Source organism: Polaribacter atrinae (assembly GCF_038023995.1).
In the GTDB taxonomy this organism is placed as follows: Bacteria; Bacteroidota; Bacteroidia; order Flavobacteriales; family Flavobacteriaceae; genus Polaribacter; species Polaribacter atrinae.
On the sequence record NZ_CP150660.1, the window covers coordinates 3,023,254 to 3,043,564 of the forward strand.

At 31.8% G+C, this 20,311-nt stretch carries 12 protein-coding genes and 1 rRNA gene; 2 read left to right on the forward strand and 11 right to left on the reverse strand.

Annotation, left to right across the window (positions count from 1 at the left end):
- Positions 1 to 19: 19 nt before the first annotated feature.
- Positions 20 to 1,096 carry a peptide chain release factor 1 gene (gene prfA / locus WG945_RS13195; RefSeq protein ID WP_068449400.1) on the forward strand — a complete coding sequence of 359 codons (1,077 nt, stop codon included), beginning with the start codon at positions 20 to 22 and terminating at the stop codon, positions 1,094 to 1,096.
- Positions 1,097 to 2,738: 1,642 nt separating this feature from the next.
- Here the strand turns inward: prfA and WG945_RS13200 are convergent.
- From WG945_RS13200 to thrS, 11 genes are all read right to left on the reverse strand, one after another.
- Positions 2,739 to 5,144 carry a glycoside hydrolase family 31 protein gene (locus WG945_RS13200; RefSeq protein ID WP_068450916.1) on the reverse strand — a complete coding sequence of 802 codons (2,406 nt, stop codon included), beginning with the start codon at positions 5,142 to 5,144 and terminating at the stop codon, positions 2,739 to 2,741.
- 272 nt (positions 5,145 to 5,416) lie between these two features.
- On the reverse strand, positions 5,417 to 7,324 hold the full coding sequence (gene glgB, locus WG945_RS13205) for a 1,4-alpha-glucan branching protein GlgB (protein WP_068450918.1): 1,908 nt from the start codon (positions 7,322 to 7,324) through the stop codon (positions 5,417 to 5,419).
- A 4-nt stretch (positions 7,325 to 7,328) separates the two neighbouring features.
- On the reverse strand, positions 7,329 to 8,957 hold the full coding sequence (locus tag WG945_RS13210; RefSeq protein ID WP_068450921.1) for a trehalose synthase: 1,629 nt from the start codon (positions 8,955 to 8,957) through the stop codon (positions 7,329 to 7,331).
- Positions 8,958 to 8,960: 3 nt separating this feature from the next.
- A complete protein-coding gene (locus WG945_RS13215; RefSeq protein ID WP_068450923.1) occupies positions 8,961 to 10,898 on the reverse strand; it encodes an alpha-1,4-glucan--maltose-1-phosphate maltosyltransferase in 1,938 nt (645 codons plus the stop codon).
- A 40-nt stretch (positions 10,899 to 10,938) separates the two neighbouring features.
- A complete protein-coding gene (locus WG945_RS13220; RefSeq protein ID WP_068450927.1) occupies positions 10,939 to 12,207 on the reverse strand; it encodes a glucose-1-phosphate adenylyltransferase in 1,269 nt (422 codons plus the stop codon).
- Between the two features lie 4 nt (positions 12,208 to 12,211).
- Positions 12,212 to 13,417 (reverse strand): glycogen synthase, encoded by a 1,206-nt coding sequence (gene glgA, locus WG945_RS13225; RefSeq protein ID WP_068450930.1) that lies wholly within the window; start codon positions 13,415 to 13,417, stop codon positions 12,212 to 12,214.
- 210 nt (positions 13,418 to 13,627) lie between these two features.
- Positions 13,628 to 14,206, reverse strand: a complete 579-nt coding sequence (locus WG945_RS13230; protein ID WP_068450933.1) for a hypothetical protein — start codon at positions 14,204 to 14,206, stop codon at positions 13,628 to 13,630.
- An 83-nt stretch (positions 14,207 to 14,289) separates the two neighbouring features.
- Positions 14,290 to 14,634, reverse strand: coding sequence for a 50S ribosomal protein L20 (gene rplT, locus WG945_RS13235; RefSeq protein ID WP_068450935.1), 345 nt, complete (start codon positions 14,632 to 14,634; stop codon positions 14,290 to 14,292).
- 94 nt (positions 14,635 to 14,728) lie between these two features.
- On the reverse strand, positions 14,729 to 14,926 hold the full coding sequence (gene rpmI / locus WG945_RS13240; protein WP_068450938.1) for a 50S ribosomal protein L35: 198 nt from the start codon (positions 14,924 to 14,926) through the stop codon (positions 14,729 to 14,731).
- 122 nt (positions 14,927 to 15,048) lie between these two features.
- Positions 15,049 to 15,567: a translation initiation factor IF-3 gene (gene infC, locus WG945_RS13245; RefSeq protein WP_082864268.1), complete on the reverse strand. Its 519-nt coding sequence runs from the start codon at positions 15,565 to 15,567 to the stop codon at positions 15,049 to 15,051.
- A 115-nt stretch (positions 15,568 to 15,682) separates the two neighbouring features.
- Entirely contained in the window at positions 15,683 to 17,623 is a 1,941-nt protein-coding gene (gene thrS / locus WG945_RS13250) for a threonine--tRNA ligase (protein ID WP_068450944.1), read from the reverse strand.
- A gap of 1,090 nt (positions 17,624 to 18,713) precedes the next feature.
- Between thrS and WG945_RS13255 the strand changes: the two genes are divergently transcribed.
- Positions 18,714 to 20,231 (forward strand): 16S ribosomal RNA (locus WG945_RS13255).
- The last annotated feature ends 80 nt before the right edge of the window (positions 20,232 to 20,311 follow it).

A 20,311-nucleotide genomic window follows, 5' to 3' on the forward strand; every position in this document is an offset into this window, starting at 1 on the left:
ATCCAAGAAAAGACAGAAGATGTTAGATAAATTAAGAATTGTAAAGCAGCGTTATGATGAAGTTTCTGATTTAATTATTCAGCCAGAAATCATCATGGATCAAAAGCGTTATGCGCAATTGATGAAAGAATATAAAGATTTAGGAGATGTTGTTAAAAAGGGAGATGAATACCTAACTTTAACAAACAATATAGAGGAAGCAAAAGAAATTCTTGCTGATGGCTCTGATGCAGAAATGAATGAGATGGCGAAGATGGAAATTGACGAAGCCAACACTAGAATTCCTGAATTAGAAGATGAAATAAAAGTATTATTAATACCTAAAGACCCAGAAGACTCTAAGAATGCCGTTGTAGAATTACGTGCAGGAGCAGGAGGAGATGAAGCAAGTATTTTTGCGGGAGATTTATTTAGAATGTATACTAAATATTGCGAAAGTAAAGGGTGGAAAGTTTCTACTGTAGATTATTCTGAAGGAACAAATGGAGGTTTTAAAGAAATTCAGTTTGAAGTTACAGGTAATGATGTTTACGGAATTTTAAAATTTGAAGCGGGTGTACACCGTGTTCAAAGAGTTCCACAAACAGAAACTCAAGGTCGTGTGCATACATCTGCAGCAACTTGTATGGTTTTTCCGGAAGCTGAAGAATTTGATGTAGAAATTAATCCAAAAGAAGTTAGAATTGATTTTTTCTGTTCTTCTGGTCCTGGTGGTCAATCTGTAAATACTACGTATTCTGCAGTTCGTTTAACTCACCTTCCAACTGGTTTGGTTGCACAATGTCAAGATCAAAAATCGCAACATAAAAATAAAGAGAAAGCATTTAAAGTATTACGTTCTCGTTTGTATGACATGGAATTAGCGAAAAAGAATGCCGAAGATGCCTTAAAGCGTGGTTCTATGGTTTCTTCTGGAGATAGAAGTGCTAAGATTAGAACTTATAATTATGCACAAGGTAGAGTTACAGACCATAGAATTGGTTTATCTCTGTATGATTTACCTAATATTGTAAACGGTGATATTCAGAAAATTATTGATGAATTGATGTTGGCTGAAAACACACAAAAATTAAAAGGATTAGGAGACGGAATATAAGTTACTTAATAAAGTATAAGTAAGGCCTTAAAACATTGTTTTTAAGGCTTTTTTTATGAAACAAAAAAAGCGATTATAGTTTTAGGGAACTATAGATCGCTTTTGTATTAAGAAATCTTAAACAATTTAAAATTGTTTAGGGGGAAGATTACTTATGCTACAAATATATAGCAGTTATCTAGATCCCACAATCCCCATTAATGGGGTATTTTCATCTCACTGTTTTTGGTGAACTGACTCACTGAAAACAGTTAGAAGGAAGTTTTTTTTATTAGTTAAATGGCTTTATTTATAGGTTTAGATTTTGTTACTAATAGTTACGCAGTTCTATAGTTATTGGATAGGCCTAATTCTACCATTTTGAAATTATTTTTTTTGGAGATCTTGTAAAATAAAAAAAGCGATTATAGTTTTTAGGGAACTATAGATCGCTTTTGTATTAAGAAATCTTAAACAATTTAAAATTGTTTAGGGGGAAGATTACTTATGCTACAAATATATAGCAGTTATCTAGATCTCACAATCCCCATTTATGGGGTATTTTCATCTCACTGTTTTTGGTGAACTGACTCACTGAAAACAGTGAGAAGGAAGATTTTTTTATTAGTTAAACGGCCTTATCTATAGGTTTAGATTTAGTTAGTATTAGTTACCCAGTTTTATAGTTATTGGATAGGCCTAATTTTACCTTTGTGAAATTATTTTTTTTGGAGATTTTGTAAAATAAAAAAAGCGATTATAGTTTTTAGGGAACTATAGATCGCTTTTTGTGTAATTTAAAATACTTAAGAAATCTTAAACAATTTAAAATTGTTTAGGGGGAAGATTACTTATGCTACAAATATATAGCAGTTACCTAGATCACACAATACCCATTAATGGGGTATTTTCATCTCACTGTTTTTGGTGAACTGACTCACTGAAAACAGTGAGAAGGAAGATTTTTTTATTAGTTAAACGGCCTTATCTATAGGTTTAGATTTAGTTAGTATTAGTTACCCAGTTTTATAGTTATTGGATAGGCCTAATTTTACCTTTGTGAAATTATTTTTTTTGGAGATTTTGTAAAATAAAAAAAGCGATTATAGTTTTTAGGGAACTATAGATCGCTTTTGTATTAAGAAATCTTAAACAATTTAAAATTGTTTAGGGGGAAGATTACTTATGCTACAAATATATAGCAGTTACCTAGATCACACAATACCCATTAATGGGGTATTTTCATCTCACTGTTTTCAGTGAACTGACTCACTGAAAACAGTGAGATGAATTAATTTGTAATGAGTTATAGCTTATTGATTACTGCAACAAAGCTTATATAGATTTTAACTTCTAAGAAGATAACAGTTTCTGAATGTTTTATATTTTCCGGTTGATAAATTTTATATCAATAAGAATATAAACTAGGAGTAATAATTTTTATAGTAATAAAAAAAGCGATTAAAGTTTAGACAAACTATAATCGCTTTTGTATATTCAGAATATTTAAGAAACCTTAAACAAATTAAAATTTGCTTGGGGAAAAGATTACTTATGCTACAAATATATAGCAGTTACCTAGATCACACAATACCCATTAATGGGGTATTTTCACCTCACCATTTTCAGTGAGTGAATTCACTGAAAATGGTTAGGAAAAAAATTATTTTCCTATTAAATGTAATTCAGAAAACCCTTTATCTAGAAGTATAGATTGTGTATCTCCCGAGATAACACGGTCTATAGTTGTTTCAACATTATCTATTTGTATAGAAGTAATTTTAAAAGGTAAATTATGGAACACAATATTAAACTTGCTATAACCTGCATTAAAGTCACCACGTTTGTGTTGTTGAATAATTAATTCTTCTTTTTTACCTGTTACTTTAAAAGTACGTAAACTAAATCTACCTTTTTTATAATCATACCCATCATGAGCATCATCATATAATTGTGACGATTCTTTACCTTCTTTATAATATAGGTCTAAAGTAATTTCATCAAATTGTTTTTCATCAACATATTGTTGAACAGGATATTTTGGTATAACGGCTCCTTCTTTAATAAATATAGGCATGCTATCTATATCTGCATCTACCCACATTTCTTTTCCACCAATTACAAGTTCATTTGTCCAAAAATTATACCATTTACCTCTAGGTATATACATTCTTCTTCCTCTAGCATTTGGTTCTTGTATAGGGCAAACTAAAATTTGTTCACCATAAACAAATTCATCACTTCTATGATGTGTAGCAGTATCTTCTTGATCGTATAAAACTAAAGATTTTAGAATAGGTGTTCCGTCGTTAATATAATTCCAGAAACAAGTATATAGATATGGTAATAATTGATATCTAAGTTCAACAAACTTTCTTACAATGTTTGTAACTTCATCTCCAAATACCCAAGGTTCTTGATCTCCATGATCTCCAGAAGAATGTACTCTACAAAAAGCATGAAATACACCTAATTGAATCCAACGGGCAAAAAGCTCTCCTTGTGGTTGCTCTGCAAAACCACCAATATCTGAACCTGCAAAAGAGAAACCAGACATAGACATTCTTTGTGCTTGGTTATTGGCTATTGCTAAGTGTTCCCAAGTAGCAACATTGTCTCCCATCCAAGTAGAAGTATATCTTTGAGCACCAGAATAAGCAGATCTTGTAATTACAAATGGTCTTTTTGGGTATGCATATTTTTTTAAACCATGATACGTTGCACGTGCCATTTGAGTTCCATAAATATTATGTGCTTTTCTATGGCTACATGGGTTTCCATCATAATCATGACGAACATCATCTGGAAAAGATTTGTTAGGAACATCCATTACAGCTGGTTCATTCATATCATTCCAAACACCTTTTACACCAAAGTCTTCAATTAGTTCTTTAAACAAACCAGACCACCATTCTCTTACTTCTGGTTTTGTATAATCTGGAAAATAACATTCACCAGGCCAAACTTTACCTTTCATATAAGGTCCATCTGCACGTTTACAGAAATAATCTTTATCTAATGCTTCTTTAAAAACATCGTATTCTAAATCTATTTTAATCCCTGGATCTATAATAACTACAGTTTTAAAACCGTCTTCTTCTAATTCTCTAACCATTCTTTTAGGATCTGGAAAATGGTTTTTATCCCAAGTAAAACAACGGAAACCGTCCATATAGTCGATGTCTAAATAAATAGCATCACAAGGTATCTTTAAATCTCTAAAAGTATTTGTAACTTCTTTTACATTACTCTCTGGAAAATAACTCCATTTACATTGATGGAATCCTAAAGCCCATAATGGAGGTAAAGCATGAGGTTTTCCTGTTAAATCTGTATAGTTTTTAACTACATCTTCCATTTTAGGTCCGTAGATAAAATAATAATTCATTTCACCACCTTGTGCCCAAAAACTTGCTACATTTCTTCTTTCATGTGCAAAATCAAAATGTGATTTAAAAGTATTGTCAAAGAAAATACCATAAGATTTATCACCTTGTATAGCGGTGTAAAAAGGAATTGCTTTATATATTGGGTCTGTGTCTTTACCAAAAGCGTATGAGTCTGTAGCGTAGTTTTCAAAACGTTTCCCTTTTAAATTTACATCTACAGGCTTATCTCCTAAGCCATAAAAACTTTCTCCCCTTTGGCAAGCCTTACTCATTTTTACGATGTCTCCACCATATTCGTAACTTTCTTCCCAATGAAACCCAATTTCATCTTCGTTTATTAATTTAAAGTCTATAGCATCATAAAGTTTAACTTGTAAACTACTTTTTTCTACTTTACAGATTAATTTAGAAGTTGTAATAATATAATGAGTATCATCTTCAGTAACGTCTAAAAAATAATATCCTCTAGATGCATGAATTGTTACTCCGTAAGAAAAATCATTTTCAAATTTACCCGTTGTAGCATATCTAAATCTTATAACACTATCTCTTACAACAGTAAGTTGTAAGATTACATTGTTCTTTGTTGTAAAATATAAAGTGTCTATATCTTTTTTATAGCTCACTATCTCTGAAGGAAATAAGTTTCCTTTTTGTTCTAATTCTGTATTAACAATCATAATTTTGGTTGTTTATTGTGCTTGTAAAAATCGTAAATATTTGTAAATGACGATTGTTCTATACTATTTTACGATAATGTATTTGTTAAATTGATGAGCAAAAATATTGCTTATTTATTTAATTTTAAATAGAATAGATTTTCTTTTTAAAATTGGATGTATTTTTCTTAATGTCTTAAAAATGAGAAGTTTTATTATGAAGTTGTAAAAAAAAATCCTCTTTTTTTATCAGAATAATATAATGATAAAAAAAGAAGATTTGTAATTGAAATTTATTTGTACTTGTAAGCAATCATTCCTAATGGAGGTAAATTTAACTCTATAGAATGCTCCCTATTATTCCATACCTTTTTTTCTGAAGTTAACTTTTTACTTTTAAAGTTTCCGGTACCATTATATTTGGTATCATCACTATTAAAAACAGGTGTTAAGGTTCCTTTTTTAGGTAAGCCTATTCTGTAATTTTCTCTTGGAACAGGTGTTAAGTTTAAGATAACTATTATGTTATCTTTTTCATTTTCACCTTTTCTAATATAAGACATTACAGAGTTTTCATGATCTCCATGATCTATCCATTCAAAACCTTCATGAGAAAATTGCTTTTCATGTAATGCAGGTTCTTTTTTGTATAATTTGTTTAAGTCTTTTACTAAGTTTTGTGCTCCTTTATGTACACCGTAGTCTAATAAATGCCAGTCTAAACTTCCGTCAAAGTCCCATTCGCTCGTTTGTCCAAACTCTGCTCCCTGAAACAATAGTTTAGTTCCGGGATGTGTGTACATCAAACTATATAACATTCTTAAGTTTGCAAACTTTTGCCATTCATCACCAGGCATTTTATCTACTAAAGCTTTTTTACCATACACTACTTCGTCATGAGAAAGTGGAAGCATAAAGTTTTCTGTAAATGCATAATTTAAACTGAATGTTAATTCATTTTGATGATGCTTTCTGTATATAGGTTCTTTTGCAAAATAATCTAAAGTATCATGCATCCAACCCATCATCCATTTCATACCAAAACCTAAACCTCCATCATAAATTGGTTTAGAGACTTTTGGGAAAGAAGTAGATTCTTCTGCAATAGTTTGTACATCTGGGAAAGATTCATAGACTGCTGCATTCATTTCTTTAATAAAATTAATAGCATCTAGGTTTTCTCTTCCACCAAATTCATTTGGTTCCCATTCTCCTTCTTCTCTAGAATAATCTAAGAATAACATAGAGGCAACAGCATCTACTCTTAAACCATCTGCGTGGTATTGGTCTAACCAAAAGATAGCATTACTAATTAAAAATGCTTTTATTTCGTTTCTTCCGTAGTTAAAAATTAAACTTTTCCAATCTTGATGATAGCCTTTTCTTCTATCTGGATGTTCATATAAATGAGAACCATCAAAGAAACCTAATCCGTGATCGTCTGACGGAAAGTGAGAAGGAACCCAATCTAGTAAAACTCCAATTCCTTTTTCATGGAATTTATCTACTAAATATTTAAATTCATCTGGATAACCAAAACGAGATGTTGGTGCAAAATAACCAGTTAATTGATAGCCCCAACTTGGGTCGTACGGAAATTCCATAATTGGCATAAACTCTACATGTGTAAAATTCATTTCTGATACATAATTAACTAACTCCTCGGCTAATTCATGATAACTTAAAAATCGTCCTTCTTCAACTTGCTTTTTCCAAGAACCTAAATGAACTTCATAAACAGAAAAAGGAGCATCTAGTGCATTATTTTTCTTTCTATTTTTCATCCATTTCTTGTCGTTCCAAGCGTAGTCATCTTCCCATACTTCAGAAGCTGTTTTTGGTGGATGTTCACACCTTCTAGCAAAAGGATCTGCTTTTTCTGTTGTTATGTCATTATTAGTACTTCTTATTTTATATTTATATACGGTTCCTTTACCAATATTTGGAATAAAACCTTCCCAGATACCGCTACCGTCCCAACGTACATTTAAGTGATGTTCTCCTTCTAACCAAAAATTAAAATCACCAATTACTGAGACTGATTTAGCGCTTGGTGCCCAAACGGCAAAATAAGTTCCTTCTACACCATCTACAGTTATAAGATGTGAACCAAATTTTTCGTATAAACGATAGTGTTTTCCAGCTTTAAATAAATTAATATCAAATTCTGTAAAAAGACTGTGAGCTTTTGTTTTTGTCATAATTTTATGAGTTCAATATGTTTGCAATACCTTTTAATGGAATAATTGTCCATTTTGGTCTTGAGTTAAGTTCGTAACCTAATTCGTAAATTGCTTTTTCTAATAAGCAATATTTTAATAAAAATATTCTTTCGTTTCTATAACCTATATGTAGGTTTGCATTTTTTGTGGTTTCTATATAGGTGTCTAAAAAGATAGAAACCATGTATTTGTATAACAATTCTCCATACTCAAAAAGTTCTTCTTGAGTTTTTTTATATTCATTTTGATGATTAAAAATCGTTGAATAAATTGCGTAATGAAAAGATCTAAATAAACCTGCAACATCTTTTAATGGTGGTTGTTTTACTTTACGATCTCTAATTGTACTTTCTGGTTCGCCTTCGAAATCTAAAATACAAAAATCATCATCTTGTACTAAAACTTGCCCTAAATGATAATCGCCATGAATTCTAATTCTTTCTCCTTTTAGTTTTGTCCAATCAAAATTTACTAAGCGTTTTCTAATTTCGTTTTTTCTTTCTAAAAATTCTTTTGCAAGTTGTAAAGAATCTCCTTCTAATTTATGTAAATTATTTTCAGCAAGATGTAATCTATTTTGAAATTGATAGGTTAATCTATTTTTTAGCCAAACAGTATAATCGCTATTAAAACGAGTAGGAGTAAAGGAAGTGTCTGCAAATTCTGATCCTAAAGCAATATGCATTTCTGCTGTTCTTTGTGCTAATTTTTTTACTTTGGATACTAAATTAAGTCCAATCCAATCTATAATTTTCGGAGGAACTTCAGAAATCTTAACTCGTTTAAACATTTTTACATCTGGTAAATTTTTATAAGAAATATTTTTAGAATCTATTGTTTTATAGATTTTATGAATTTCCTTTAAAAAATACTCCCAAGCATCACCATTATTTTGCACTAATTTTTGCATTAAACCAATAGTAACATTGGTATTATCCGAATCAATAATATTGATACTTCCTAAATATGGAGGTGTGTGTTTAAACTCTTTTGTGTGTGATAAAAAACGACTCATTTCATAGTCAGGATTTTTATCAGCATAAATTCTTCTAAAAAATTTTAAGATAAATGCATCATTATATATAATAGAAGTATTGCTTTGTTCAACCCCCATAAATCTTGACGATTTGTAAGCAGGGAAATTGAAACCTTCTGTTTTATGATATTGTACAGGAGTTTTATCAACCGGTAAAGCAGAACTTATTCTTTCATAAACTACTTTTCTAAAACTTTCTATATGCATTGCATCTATAATATAACCTTCTTGATCTTTAAGTTTTATAGGTAATATTCTATTTTCTTTAGATATGCTTTCATCAGCAACAAATGCAATAGGTAAAAAATAGTGATGATAAAAAGCTTCTACAAAATTAACTTCTAGAATTAAACCAAAATAGATTTCTCCATCTTGCTGAATTTTAAAATATTCACTTAATTCAATGTATTTTAATTGGCTAGATTTACCTCCAAACCAACGTTGCTTTTGTATGTATTCTTCTAAAACATCAGATAAAAAAATAGATATAAAATCTTTATCGGCAATAATTTCCTCCCAATTATTTGAAGATGAAAAAATAGAAGATTTAGAAATTGTATTTTCTTCCTTGATCATTGATTATTTATTAATTTTAAAAATATGAAATGGTAATGTTGCATGTAACTGCACATAATTTCTTTCATTATACCAATTGTAAGTATTTCTTGTAACTAAATCTACAACTTCTACTTTATGACCATAAGGAACACCTAAATCATTAAGTGGTAATTGTACAGAACCCGTTTGTGCGTTGTAAGCATCTAAACTAATGACTGTTAATGTTTCATTTGTTTTATCTTGATTCCATTTATAGAAAGCAATTAATTGATCGTTACCAGTTTCTAAAAACTTAATATTGTTTGTTTGCTGATAAGATTCGTTTTCTTTTCTAATATGGTTAATTTTAGTAATTAAAGTTGTTACTTTATTTTCTTTAAACCAATCGTAATGACAAAGTTGAAATTTCTCTGACATGTAATATTCCTCTTTTCCAGCAATAGGAACATCAATCATTTGTTCAAAAACAGGACCATAAATACCAATATTAGAACACAAAGTTGCAGCCAAAGCATAACGTTGTAAGTATTTACTTTCTGGAGCGCCTTGTAAATGATACGGATTAATATCTGGCGTGTTTGGCCAAAAATTTGGTCTCATATATTCTTTTTGATCTGTTTGAGTCAATTCATTCATATATTCAATTAACTCATGTTTAGAATCTCGCCAAGTAAAATAAGTATACGATTGTGTATATCCTTGTTTTGCCAATTGATGCATTATTTTTGGTCTTGTAAAAGCTTCTGCTAAAAACAAAACATCAGGATGTTTTTTCTTAACTTCAGTAATAATCCAACCCCAAAAATAGTAAGGTTTTGTATGCGGATTATCAACTCTAAAAACGTTAATTCCACAATCAATCCAATAGAATAAAGTATCTAAACATTCTTGCCAAAGGTTTTTATAATCTTTGCTTTCCCAATAAATTGGAAGAATATCTTGGTATTTTTTAGGCGGATTTTCTGCATATTGTACAGTTCCGTCTGGTCTCCATTTAAACCAATCTGGATGTTCTGTAACCCAAGGATGATCTGGTGCTGCTTGCAAAGCATAATCCATTGCAACTTCAATTCCTAATTCTTTTGCTTTTGCAACTAAATGTTTAAAATCTTCTAAAGAACCCAATTCTGGATGAATATCTTTATGACCACCATATTTAGAACCAATTCCCCAAGTAGAACCAACATCTCCATCTTGTGCAACTGTAGTATTATTTTTTCCTTTTCTATTTACTTCACCAATTGGATGAATTGGAGGAAAATACAAAGTATCAAAACCCATTTGTGCAACTCTTGGCAACAATCTATGACAATCGTTAAAAGTACCATGTTTACCTTCATGTTCTGATGCAGAACGAGGGAAGAATTCGTACCAAGTAGAAAATCTAGCTTTTAAACGATCAACATAAACTTTATATTCTGGTGATGTTTGTGTTAAAGTTTTCTTCGGATTGTTTTTAAGAATTACGGTTAACCTTTTAGAAATAGCTTCTTTAATTGCTTCTGCGTATGTTTCTGTATTTTTAAAGATGAATATTAAGCGAAGAAGATATTCTTTATCATCAGCATTAACATCATCTAAAAGTGCAAATAAAAGTTCTGCACCTTCTAAAAGTTCAGAATTTACATGCTGATAATCATCTATTTTTCTTTCAATTCCATGTTGCCAGTTTAAGGCATAATCTACCCAACCTTCAATTTTATAAGAATAAAAACCTTGTTTTGTTGTTATAAAATTTGCTACATATTGATCGTTAGAAGTGGCGTCCATTCTATGTTCTGACCACTTTTTTTCTGATTCGTGCTTGAATAATAAATTTGCCTGAAGTACATCATGACCATCTACTAAAACATCTGCAGTTACATTTACAATTTCGTCTACAACACGTTTTATATATACTGTTCCTTCATTTAATTGTGGAGCAATATTTTCTATTACAATTCTACTTTGATTTTGCATTAAATTAGTTTAGTTTAAATAAAGAAAGTAAAAATATTTTCTAACCGATATTTGTGCCTCTTGGTATTGTTGCGTCTTTTTTAATAACTACGATTCCTTCTTTTACAAAATAGGTGTCAGTTTCTGTGTTTTTTATATGTGTACCTCCATTAATTCTAACATCATCACCAATTCTACAGTTTTTATCTACAATACAATTATGAATGTAACATCTATCACCAATTCCCATCATAATATCAATATGGTTTTCAGCAACTTCATCTAAAGATTCATAAGAATCATTCCCCATCATATAAGTATTAGAGATTAAAGAATTTTTACCAATTCTAGAACGAATTCCAATTACAGATCTTTCAATTTTTTCGGCATGAATTATACAACCATCTCCAATAACCGCTTTATTTAAAATAGAACCAGCAATTTTAGAAGTTGGTAATATTCTAGGTCTTGTGTAGACATGTTTATCATTATCATATAAATTAAATTGAGGAACATCATCTGTTAATCCTAAATTAGCTTCAAAGAATGAATCTATATTTCCAATATCTGTCCAATATCCTTCATATTGATAACTTAATGTTTTGTGAGAGTCTATTGCTTGAGGTATAATTTCTTTACCAAAATCATTCGTATCTGGGTTGCTCATTAAATCAACCAATAATTGACGATTAAAAATGTAAATACCCATAGAAGCTAAATAGTTTCTATTTTGAGCTTTCATTTCATCACCAACATCAGATGTCCAATCTGGTAATAATTCTGCAGCTGGTTTTTCTATGAATGAAGTAATTATATTTTCTTCATTCGTTTTTAATAAACCAAATGATGTAGCGTCTTTTGCGTTTACAGGATATGTAGCAATTGATATTTCTGCTCCACTTTCTTCATGTTTTTTAATCATATCATTAAAATCCATTTGATATAATTGGTCACCAGAAAGTATTAAAGCGTATTCGAAATCGTTTTGTAAAAAGTGATGCATACTTTGTCTAACTGCATCTGCGGTTCCTTGAAACCATTTATCACTATGAATAGTTTGCTCTGCAGCTAGTACATCAACAAAAGCAGAACTAAAAAAACTAAAGTGATAGGTGTTTTTTATATGTGCATTTAAAGAAGCAGAATTAAACTGAGTTAATACATACATTCTTTTTATGTCAGAATTAATACAATTAGAAATTGGGATATCTACGAGTCTATATTTACCTGCAATTGGTACAGCAGGTTTAGATCTATCCTTTGTTAGTGGGTATAATCTGGAGCCTTGTCCACCTCCTAAAATAATTCCTAATACTTTTTCATTTATCATTGCGTTATTTTTTTAGTGATTTATATAATTCTTCTACTTGCTTAGCTATTGATATCCAATCAAAATGTTCTTCTACTCTTTTTCTTCCTTTTTGGGCCATACTTTCCCTCAATTCAGGATTGTTTATTACCTGATTAACTCCATCAGCTAAGTCTCTTGCAAATTTATCTGGATTTATAGGTTCAAAAGGGGCAGAGTCTTGCTGTTCTACAGGGATTAGTAAACCTGTTTCTCCATGAACAACAACTTCTTTTATGCCACCAACAGCACTAGCCACCACAGCTGTATTACAAGCCATTGCTTCTATGTTTATAATTCCAAAAGGTTCATAAATTGATGGACAACAAAATACATCTGCATGAGAATACAATTGTATGATTTCTTCTTTAGTAACCATCTTATCTATCCAGATTACGTTCTTACGAGTTTTTTTAACCTCGTTAACGGCATCTTTCATTTCTTTACCAATTTCAGGAGTATCTGGTGCACCAGCACAAAGTACAATTTGAGTATCGGGATCTATATATTTTATAGCATTTACTAAATGAATGATTCCTTTTTGTCTTGTTATTCTCCCAACAAAAAGTACATAAGGTTTATTTTTATCTACACCATATTCATCTAGAGTAGTGGTTTTAGGAGTAGTAATATATTGTTGTAAGTTAATACCATTGTAGATAACCTTAATTTTAGTTTCATCTACATTAAAATGTTTTAAGACATCTTCTTTTGTTTCTTTAGAAACCGCAATTAAAGCGTCTGCCATTTCAATAGCTGTTTTCTCTATCCAAGAAGAAGCATCATAACCACGACCTAATTGTTCCCTTTTCCAAGGTCTTAATGGCTCTAAGGAGTGTGTAGTAATTACTAAAGGAATTCCGTAACAAAGTTTAGCAACAATACCCGCAAAGTGTGAATACCAAGTATGGCAGTGCACTACATCTGCATCTATAGGATCTGCATTCATATGCAGGCCTGTGCTTAAAGTTTTAAAGATTGCTTTAAGTTTATCGTCGGAGTTATCAAAAATTGGGTTTTCATAAGGAAAACCTTTTACAGTTGGGTTATTGTTACTGTCGTCCTGGTCTCCAAAACATCTAACATCTACAGACATAAGCTTAGCTAATTCTGCTGCAAGATATTCCACATGAACACCAGCACCACCATATACATAAGGAGGAAATTCTCTAGTATAAAAAAGGGCTTTCATAAAGTTTCAGTAATTAAGTTGGTTTAGTTTTTTTTAGAAATCCTAAGTTAACAAAATACTGTTAAATGGACTAAATAATTGAGGGTATTTTTATTTAAGTCATAAATATTACGAAAATGATAATATTAAGGTGTCAATTAAGATCCTTTCTATAAAATTATCATAGATTTTATAGTTTATGTTTAATTAATGAAACATAAACTATAAAAATTAACTATTTCTCTGTTTGTTTATCTCATCTTGTAATTGTCTTCTAAGTTTTTGCTCCTTTTCTAATGTGTTTTTTCTGTGTTTTTCAAACTCTTCTTCTATATCTGCTAAATTATCTTTGGCCTCTTTTGTTAACACGTTACTTCTAGAGAATTTAAAAATAAAATAAGAAAGTGCTAAAAGTAAGCCAATCACAATACTCCAAAGTATAAGATTATAAGTTATTTTACTTAATTGGAAACCTGCAACAGAAATTGAATTTTCTTTTATTAAAGCAGCTTCTAAATCTAATTGTGTTTTATTTAAAAGTATCTTATTCTTTTCAATATTTTCTTTTTCCGCTTTTAATAAAACATCTTTTTCAGAAATAATCTTTTTAGACGATTTAAGAGAGTCTAATACGTTAGACTTTAGATTTAAGTAGCTGTCTCTGCTTATTACTTTATACACCTGGTATGTGGTAGATACTCTATATATTTTATCAAACTGGTTTTCAATAGAGTTTGTTTCTTCTACAGTTTCTTGTGAAAAGGAAATAGTAGCAGTAAACAATAGTAAGGTAATTAATAATGATTTCATTGGTTGATTTTTTAATATTGTAAATCTATAAAAAAAACCCAAACGTAATTGTTTGGGTTTTTATTATAAGCAAGTATTATTATTTATTTTATTTTTTCTACAACTGCCTTAAAAGCGTCTGGGTTGTTAACAGCTAAATCAGCTAAAACCTTACGGTTTAATTCGATTTGGTTAGCTTTAACTTTCCCCATAAACTGAGAGTAAGACATTCCGTGTAAACGAGCTGCAGCGTTAATACGTACAATCCATAAAGAACGGAAGTTTCTCTTATTGTTTTTACGGTCTCTGTATGCATAAAGCATACCTTTTTCAACTGCATTTTTTGCTACTGTGTAAACGTTTTTTCTACGTCCGAAGTAACCTTTTGCAGCCTTCAAGATTTTTTTTCTTCTTTTTCTTGAGGCTACTGAATTTACTGATCTTGGCATAATTTCAATGTGTTTTGTAGTAGGCGATTCAATTAAGAATTCTTTTTATGATTTGCCTAACTCCATGGTTAATAATTAAATTCCCTTATTAAACTTACTTTAAGTTTAATTGTTGCTTAATGTTAGACTCGTCTGCTTTATGTACTAAACCGTCATGAGTTAACTTTAATTTACGTTTTTTAGACTTCTTTGTTAAGATGTGACTTTTAAACGCGTGCTTTCTTTTGATTTTCCCAGTACCAGTAACTTTAAATCGTTTTTTGGCGCTAGATTTGGTTTTCATTTTAGGCATCTCTCCTTCGTTTTTAACTTGCTTATTATCTTTAGTAATAAAGTTATAATTTTTAAAATCTTATAGTTAAGTATATACAAAACTTTAAGAATCTTAAAAATTTTAAAACTTTAAAAACTTTTTTATTTTACTTTTTTAGGAGCAATAAACATAATCATACGTTTACCTTCTAATTTTGGTAACTGTTCTACTTTACCGTATTCTTCTAATTCTTGGGCTAATTTTAATAATAAAATTTGACCTTGTTCTTTAAATATAATAGAACGTCCTTTAAAGAATACAAATGCTTTTAATTTAGCACCTTCTTGTAAGAATTTAAGAGCATGTTTCTTTTTAAATTCATAATCATGCTCATCAGTTTGAGGTCCAAAACGTATTTCCTTAATCGTCACTTTTGTAGCTTTCGATTTTAAAACTTTTTCACGTTTTTTCTGCTCATACAAGAACTTCTTGTAATCAATAATTTTACAAACAGGAGGCTTAGCTTTTGGTGATATTTCAACCAAATCTAATTCTTGCTCTTTGGCTAATTCTTTAGCTTTATCTAAAGGATATACACCAACTTCTATATTATCGCCCACAAGACGAACTTCGTCAACATATCTTATTTTCTCATTAATTCTATGTTGATCTTCTTTGATTACTCTTAACGGTCTTCTTGACCTGCTTCTACGAATTGCTATGACTTATATATTTTAAATTTAACTAATGGTTGTTTTCCAACCTTTTTATTTTCTAGACGAATTTCAAAATTAATTAAAAATTCTTCAATGTTTTACTTTCTTCTGTTTTAATTAAAGAAATAAATTCTTCAATTGTAAAGGTACCAATATCACCCTCTCCATGTCTTCTTACAGAAACTGTGCCATCTTGTTCTTCCTTTTCTCCTACAATTACCATAAATGGTACCTTGCTAACTTCGGCGTCTCTAATCTTACGACCAGTTTTCTCACTTCGGTTATCTACCAGGGCGCGAATTTCGGAATTTTCTAACGATTTTAAAACTTTTTCTGAATATTTCTGATATTTATCACTGATTGGCAATAAGATAACCTGCTCTGGAGTTAACCAAAGAGGGAAGTTACCTCCCGTATGCTCTAGCAATACGGCAATAAAGCGCTCCATAGAACCAAAAGGTGCTCTATGAATCATCACAGGTCTGTGTAGTTGATTATCTGCCCCTTTATAAGTTAAATCAAAACGTTTTGGTAAATTATAGTCAACTTGTATCGTTCCAAGTTGCCAACTTCTGCCTAAAGCGTCCTTTACCATAAAGTCTAATTTAGGGCCATAAAAGGCTGCTTCACCTTCTTCAATCACAAAATCTAAACCTTTATCTGTTGCTGCACTTATAATTGCATTTTCTGCAATTTCCCAAGTTTCAGTATCACCAATATATTTATCTGGGTTACTTTTATCTCTAATAGAAACCTGTGCTGTAAAATCTTCAAAACCTAAAGAACCAAAAACATATAAAACTAAATCTATAACGTCTTTAAATTCCTGATCTAATTGTTCTGGTGTACAGAAAATATGTGCATCATCTTGCGTAAAACCTCTAACACGAGTTAAACCATGTAACTCACCACTTTGTTCATATCTGTATACTGTACCAAACTCTGCAAATCGTTTTGGTAAATCTTTATAAGAATAAGGTTTAAAGTTATAAACTTCACAGTGATGTGGGCAGTTCATAGGCTTCAATAAAAATTCCTCATCCATTTTAGGCGTTTTTATTGCCTGAAAACTGTCTGCTCCATATTTTTCATAATGCCCAGAAGTAACATATAATTCTTTCTGCCCAATATGTGGCGTCATTACCATTTCGTAACCCGCTTTTTTCTGTGCCTTTTTTAAGAAATCTTCTAAACGACCTCTTAAAGCAGCACCTTTAGGCAACCATAAAGGTAAACCAGCACCAACTTTCTGAGAAAAAGTAAATAACTCTAACTCTTTACCAAGTTTTCTATGGTCACGTTTTTTAGCCTCTTCTAATAATTCTAAATACTCAGTTAGTAACTTTTGCTTTGGGAAACTAATTCCGTAAACACGTGTTAACTGATTGTTTTTTTCGTCACCTCGCCAATAAGCTCCAGCAACACTCATTATTTTGATAGCCTTTATAATACCTGTATTCGGTATGTGCCCTCCTCTACATAAATCTGTAAAGTCACTATGATCACAAAATGTAATTTCTCCGTCCGTTAAGTTTTCAATTAACTCAACCTTATATTCATTGTTTTCTGCTTTATATAAAGACAAAGCATCTGCTTTAGAAACAGAACGCAAAGAGAACTCATGTTTTCCACGAGCAATTTCTAAAAACTTCTTTTCTATACTAGAAAAATCCTTGTCAGAAATAACATCATCTCCTAAATCAATATCATAGTAAAAACCATTTTCAATAGCAGGTCCAATTGTTAACTTCGCTTTCGGATAAAAACTTAAGATAGCTTCTGCTAAAACGTGTGCAGATGAATGCCAAAAAGCTTTCTTCCCGCCATCATCATTAAACGTGTATAAGATTAAAGACCCATCCGTGGTTAATGGAGTAGTGGTTTCAACAGTTACGTCGTTAAAATTTGCAGATATTACGTTTCTAGCAAACCCTTCACTAATGCTTTTTGCAACATCCATCGGAGTACTGTTTACAGCAAACTCCTTAATCGTTCCGTCAGGTAATGTAATTTTAATCATTTAATGTCTAATATTTGAGAATGCAAAGATATTAGAAAACAATATTTCATACAATATATATATGTACTTATTATGAATAACAATTTCAGTACAGATTATTTCGTTTGTTTAAAGATCTGTTTTTCTTTTGGGTGTTCCCTTTTTTAAGTCAATTCTAAGATAGTTCAGATTATATATAAAGACATTCATTCAATTTAAAAGCAGTTTTTAGATAAAAAGGTCGGGCTTTCCACTATATCTTTTGCTTCATGCTTCACAAAAGGATGCCGTTTCTATCCCTAACACGAATAATTACCCAAATAAAATTTCCGATAAAGTAATTTAATAGACATACTATACGTGCTAATTTTTAAAAATTAAAAGAAAAACCAACCAACAAAACTTACTGTATTTAATACTTTCTATAGCAAAATACCAAGAAATACTCCAGTCCATCAACAAACGGATAAACCCTCTAAAAAACATTTAAAAAAATATAGCTTATAAATCATTCAAAACAAGCTCATTAAAAGCATGTGTAAAATTAAATTAAAATAAAGGTAAAAAAATAGTTGTTAGGTTAAAAATGAGTTGTAAGTTTGCACCCGCTAACAGCAATATAGGGATGTTAGTTTAGTTCATTGAGGAGTTGTAAATCGAGTGAAAGTTAAGGAGTTAAATCGATAAGTTTGTGAAAACGAATAAAAAAAAACTTTAATTTTTATGAGGTTGGTTTGTGAAAAACGTTGTATGTTTGCAATCCGAAATTTTCGGCAAAACGTTCATGCTTTTTACTAGCAAATTAAAATAAAAAAAAGTTTATTTTTTTATTGTCAGATTAGAAATAGTTTGTATGTTTGCAGCCGCTAAGAAATACAGCGAAAAACAATCATAGAAAATTTGGAATGACTATTAGAAAAAGTCAGTTAGTTCGATTCTAACGTTTCTACAAATTGAATTTTAAATACCTGTTTAAATACAGGGAGTGCAAGATTTAAGAAGTTCATTGAAAATATTGAAATTGACAGCGTAATTAAAGAGTAGAATAACCATGTTTAGATTTATTTAAACAAATTCTTTTGAAACTTATTCATTATAATATTTACAATATACAATGAAGAGTTTGATCCTGGCTCAGGATGAACGCTAGCGGCAGGCTTAACACATGCAAGTCGAGGGGTAACATTGTGCTTGCACAGATGACGACCGGCGCACGGGTGCGTAACGCGTATAGAACCTACCTTTTACTGAGGGATAGCCTTTAGAAATGAAGATTAATACCTCATAGTATTGAGACTTGGCATCGAGTTTTAATTAAAGATTTATTGGTAAAAGATGGCTATGCGTCCTATTAGTTAGATGGTAAGGTAACGGCTTACCATGACTTTGATAGGTAGGGGTCCTGAGAGGGAGATCCCCCACACTGGTACTGAGACACGGACCAGACTCCTACGGGAGGCAGCAGTGAGGAATATTGGGCAATGGAGGCAACTCTGACCCAGCCATGCCGCGTGCAGGAAGACTGCCCTATGGGTTGTAAACTGCTTTTATACAGGAAGAAACACTGGTATGTATACCAGCTTGACGGTACTGTAAGAATAAGGACCGGCTAACTCCGTGCCAGCAGCCGCGGTAATACGGAGGGTCCGAGCGTTATCCGGAATCATTGGGTTTAAAGGGTCCGCAGGCGGTCAATTAAGTCAGAGGTGAAATCCCATAGCTCAACTATGGAACTGCCTTTGATACTGGTTGACTTGAGTCATATGGAAGTAGATAGAATGTGTAGTGTAGCGGTGAAATGCATAGATATTACACAGAATACCGATTGCGAAGGCAGTCTACTACGTATGTACTGACGCTGAGGGACGAAAGCGTGGGGAGCGAACAGGATTAGATACCCTGGTAGTCCACGCCGTAAACGATGGATACTAGTTGTTGGGCATTAGCTCAGTGACTAAGCGAAAGTGATAAGTATCCCACCTGGGGAGTACGGTCGCAAGACTGAAACTCAAAGGAATTGACGGGGGCCCGCACAAGCGGTGGAGCATGTGGTTTAATTCGATGATACGCGAGGAACCTTACCAGGGCTTAAATGTAGTATGACAGGACTAGAGATAGTTTTTTCTTCGGACATATTACAAGGTGCTGCATGGTTGTCGTCAGCTCGTGCCGTGAGGTGTCAGGTTAAGTCCTATAACGAGCGCAACCCCTGTCGTTAGTTGCCAGCATGTTATGATGGGGACTCTAACGAGACTGCCTACGCAAGTAGTGAGGAAGGTGGGGATGACGTCAAATCATCACGGCCCTTACGTCCTGGGCCACACACGTGCTACAATGGTATGGACAATGAGCAGCCATCTGGCAACAGAGAGCGAATCTATAAACCATATCACAGTTCGGATCGGAGTCTGCAACTCGACTCCGTGAAGCTGGAATCGCTAGTAATCGGATATCAGCCATGATCCGGTGAATACGTTCCCGGGCCTTGTACACACCGCCCGTCAAGCCATGGAAGCTGGGAGTGCCTGAAGTCGGTCACCGCAAGGAGCCGCCTAGGGTAAAACTGGTAACTAGGGCTAAGTCGTAACAAGGTAGCCGTACCGGAAGGTGCGGCTGGAACACCTCCTTTCTAGAGAAAGATGGTGAGTTACAAAAAAAGGTCATTTTTACTCTTTGCTGTTAATTTTATAATATAAGTATTTTAAGCTA

Coding starts and splice junctions, on each gene's coding strand:
- prfA (WP_068449400.1), top strand. CDS start 20: ATGTTAGATAAATTAAGAATTGTAAAGCAGCGTTATGATGAAGTTTCT.
- WG945_RS13200 (WP_068450916.1), bottom strand. CDS start 5,144: ATGATTGTTAATACAGAATTAGAACAAAAAGGAAACTTATTTCCTTCA.
- glgB (WP_068450918.1), bottom strand. CDS start 7,324: ATGACAAAAACAAAAGCTCACAGTCTTTTTACAGAATTTGATATTAAT.
- WG945_RS13210 (WP_068450921.1), bottom strand. CDS start 8,957: ATGATCAAGGAAGAAAATACAATTTCTAAATCTTCTATTTTTTCATCT.
- WG945_RS13215 (WP_068450923.1), bottom strand. CDS start 10,898: ATGCAAAATCAAAGTAGAATTGTAATAGAAAATATTGCTCCACAATTA.
- WG945_RS13220 (WP_068450927.1), bottom strand. CDS start 12,207: ATGATAAATGAAAAAGTATTAGGAATTATTTTAGGAGGTGGACAAGGC.
- glgA (WP_068450930.1), bottom strand. CDS start 13,417: ATGAAAGCCCTTTTTTATACTAGAGAATTTCCTCCTTATGTATATGGT.
- WG945_RS13230 (WP_068450933.1), bottom strand. CDS start 14,206: ATGAAATCATTATTAATTACCTTACTATTGTTTACTGCTACTATTTCC.
- rplT (WP_068450935.1), bottom strand. CDS start 14,634: ATGCCAAGATCAGTAAATTCAGTAGCCTCAAGAAAAAGAAGAAAAAAA.
- rpmI (WP_068450938.1), bottom strand. CDS start 14,926: ATGCCTAAAATGAAAACCAAATCTAGCGCCAAAAAACGATTTAAAGTT.
- thrS (WP_068450944.1), bottom strand. CDS start 17,623: ATGATTAAAATTACATTACCTGACGGAACGATTAAGGAGTTTGCTGTA.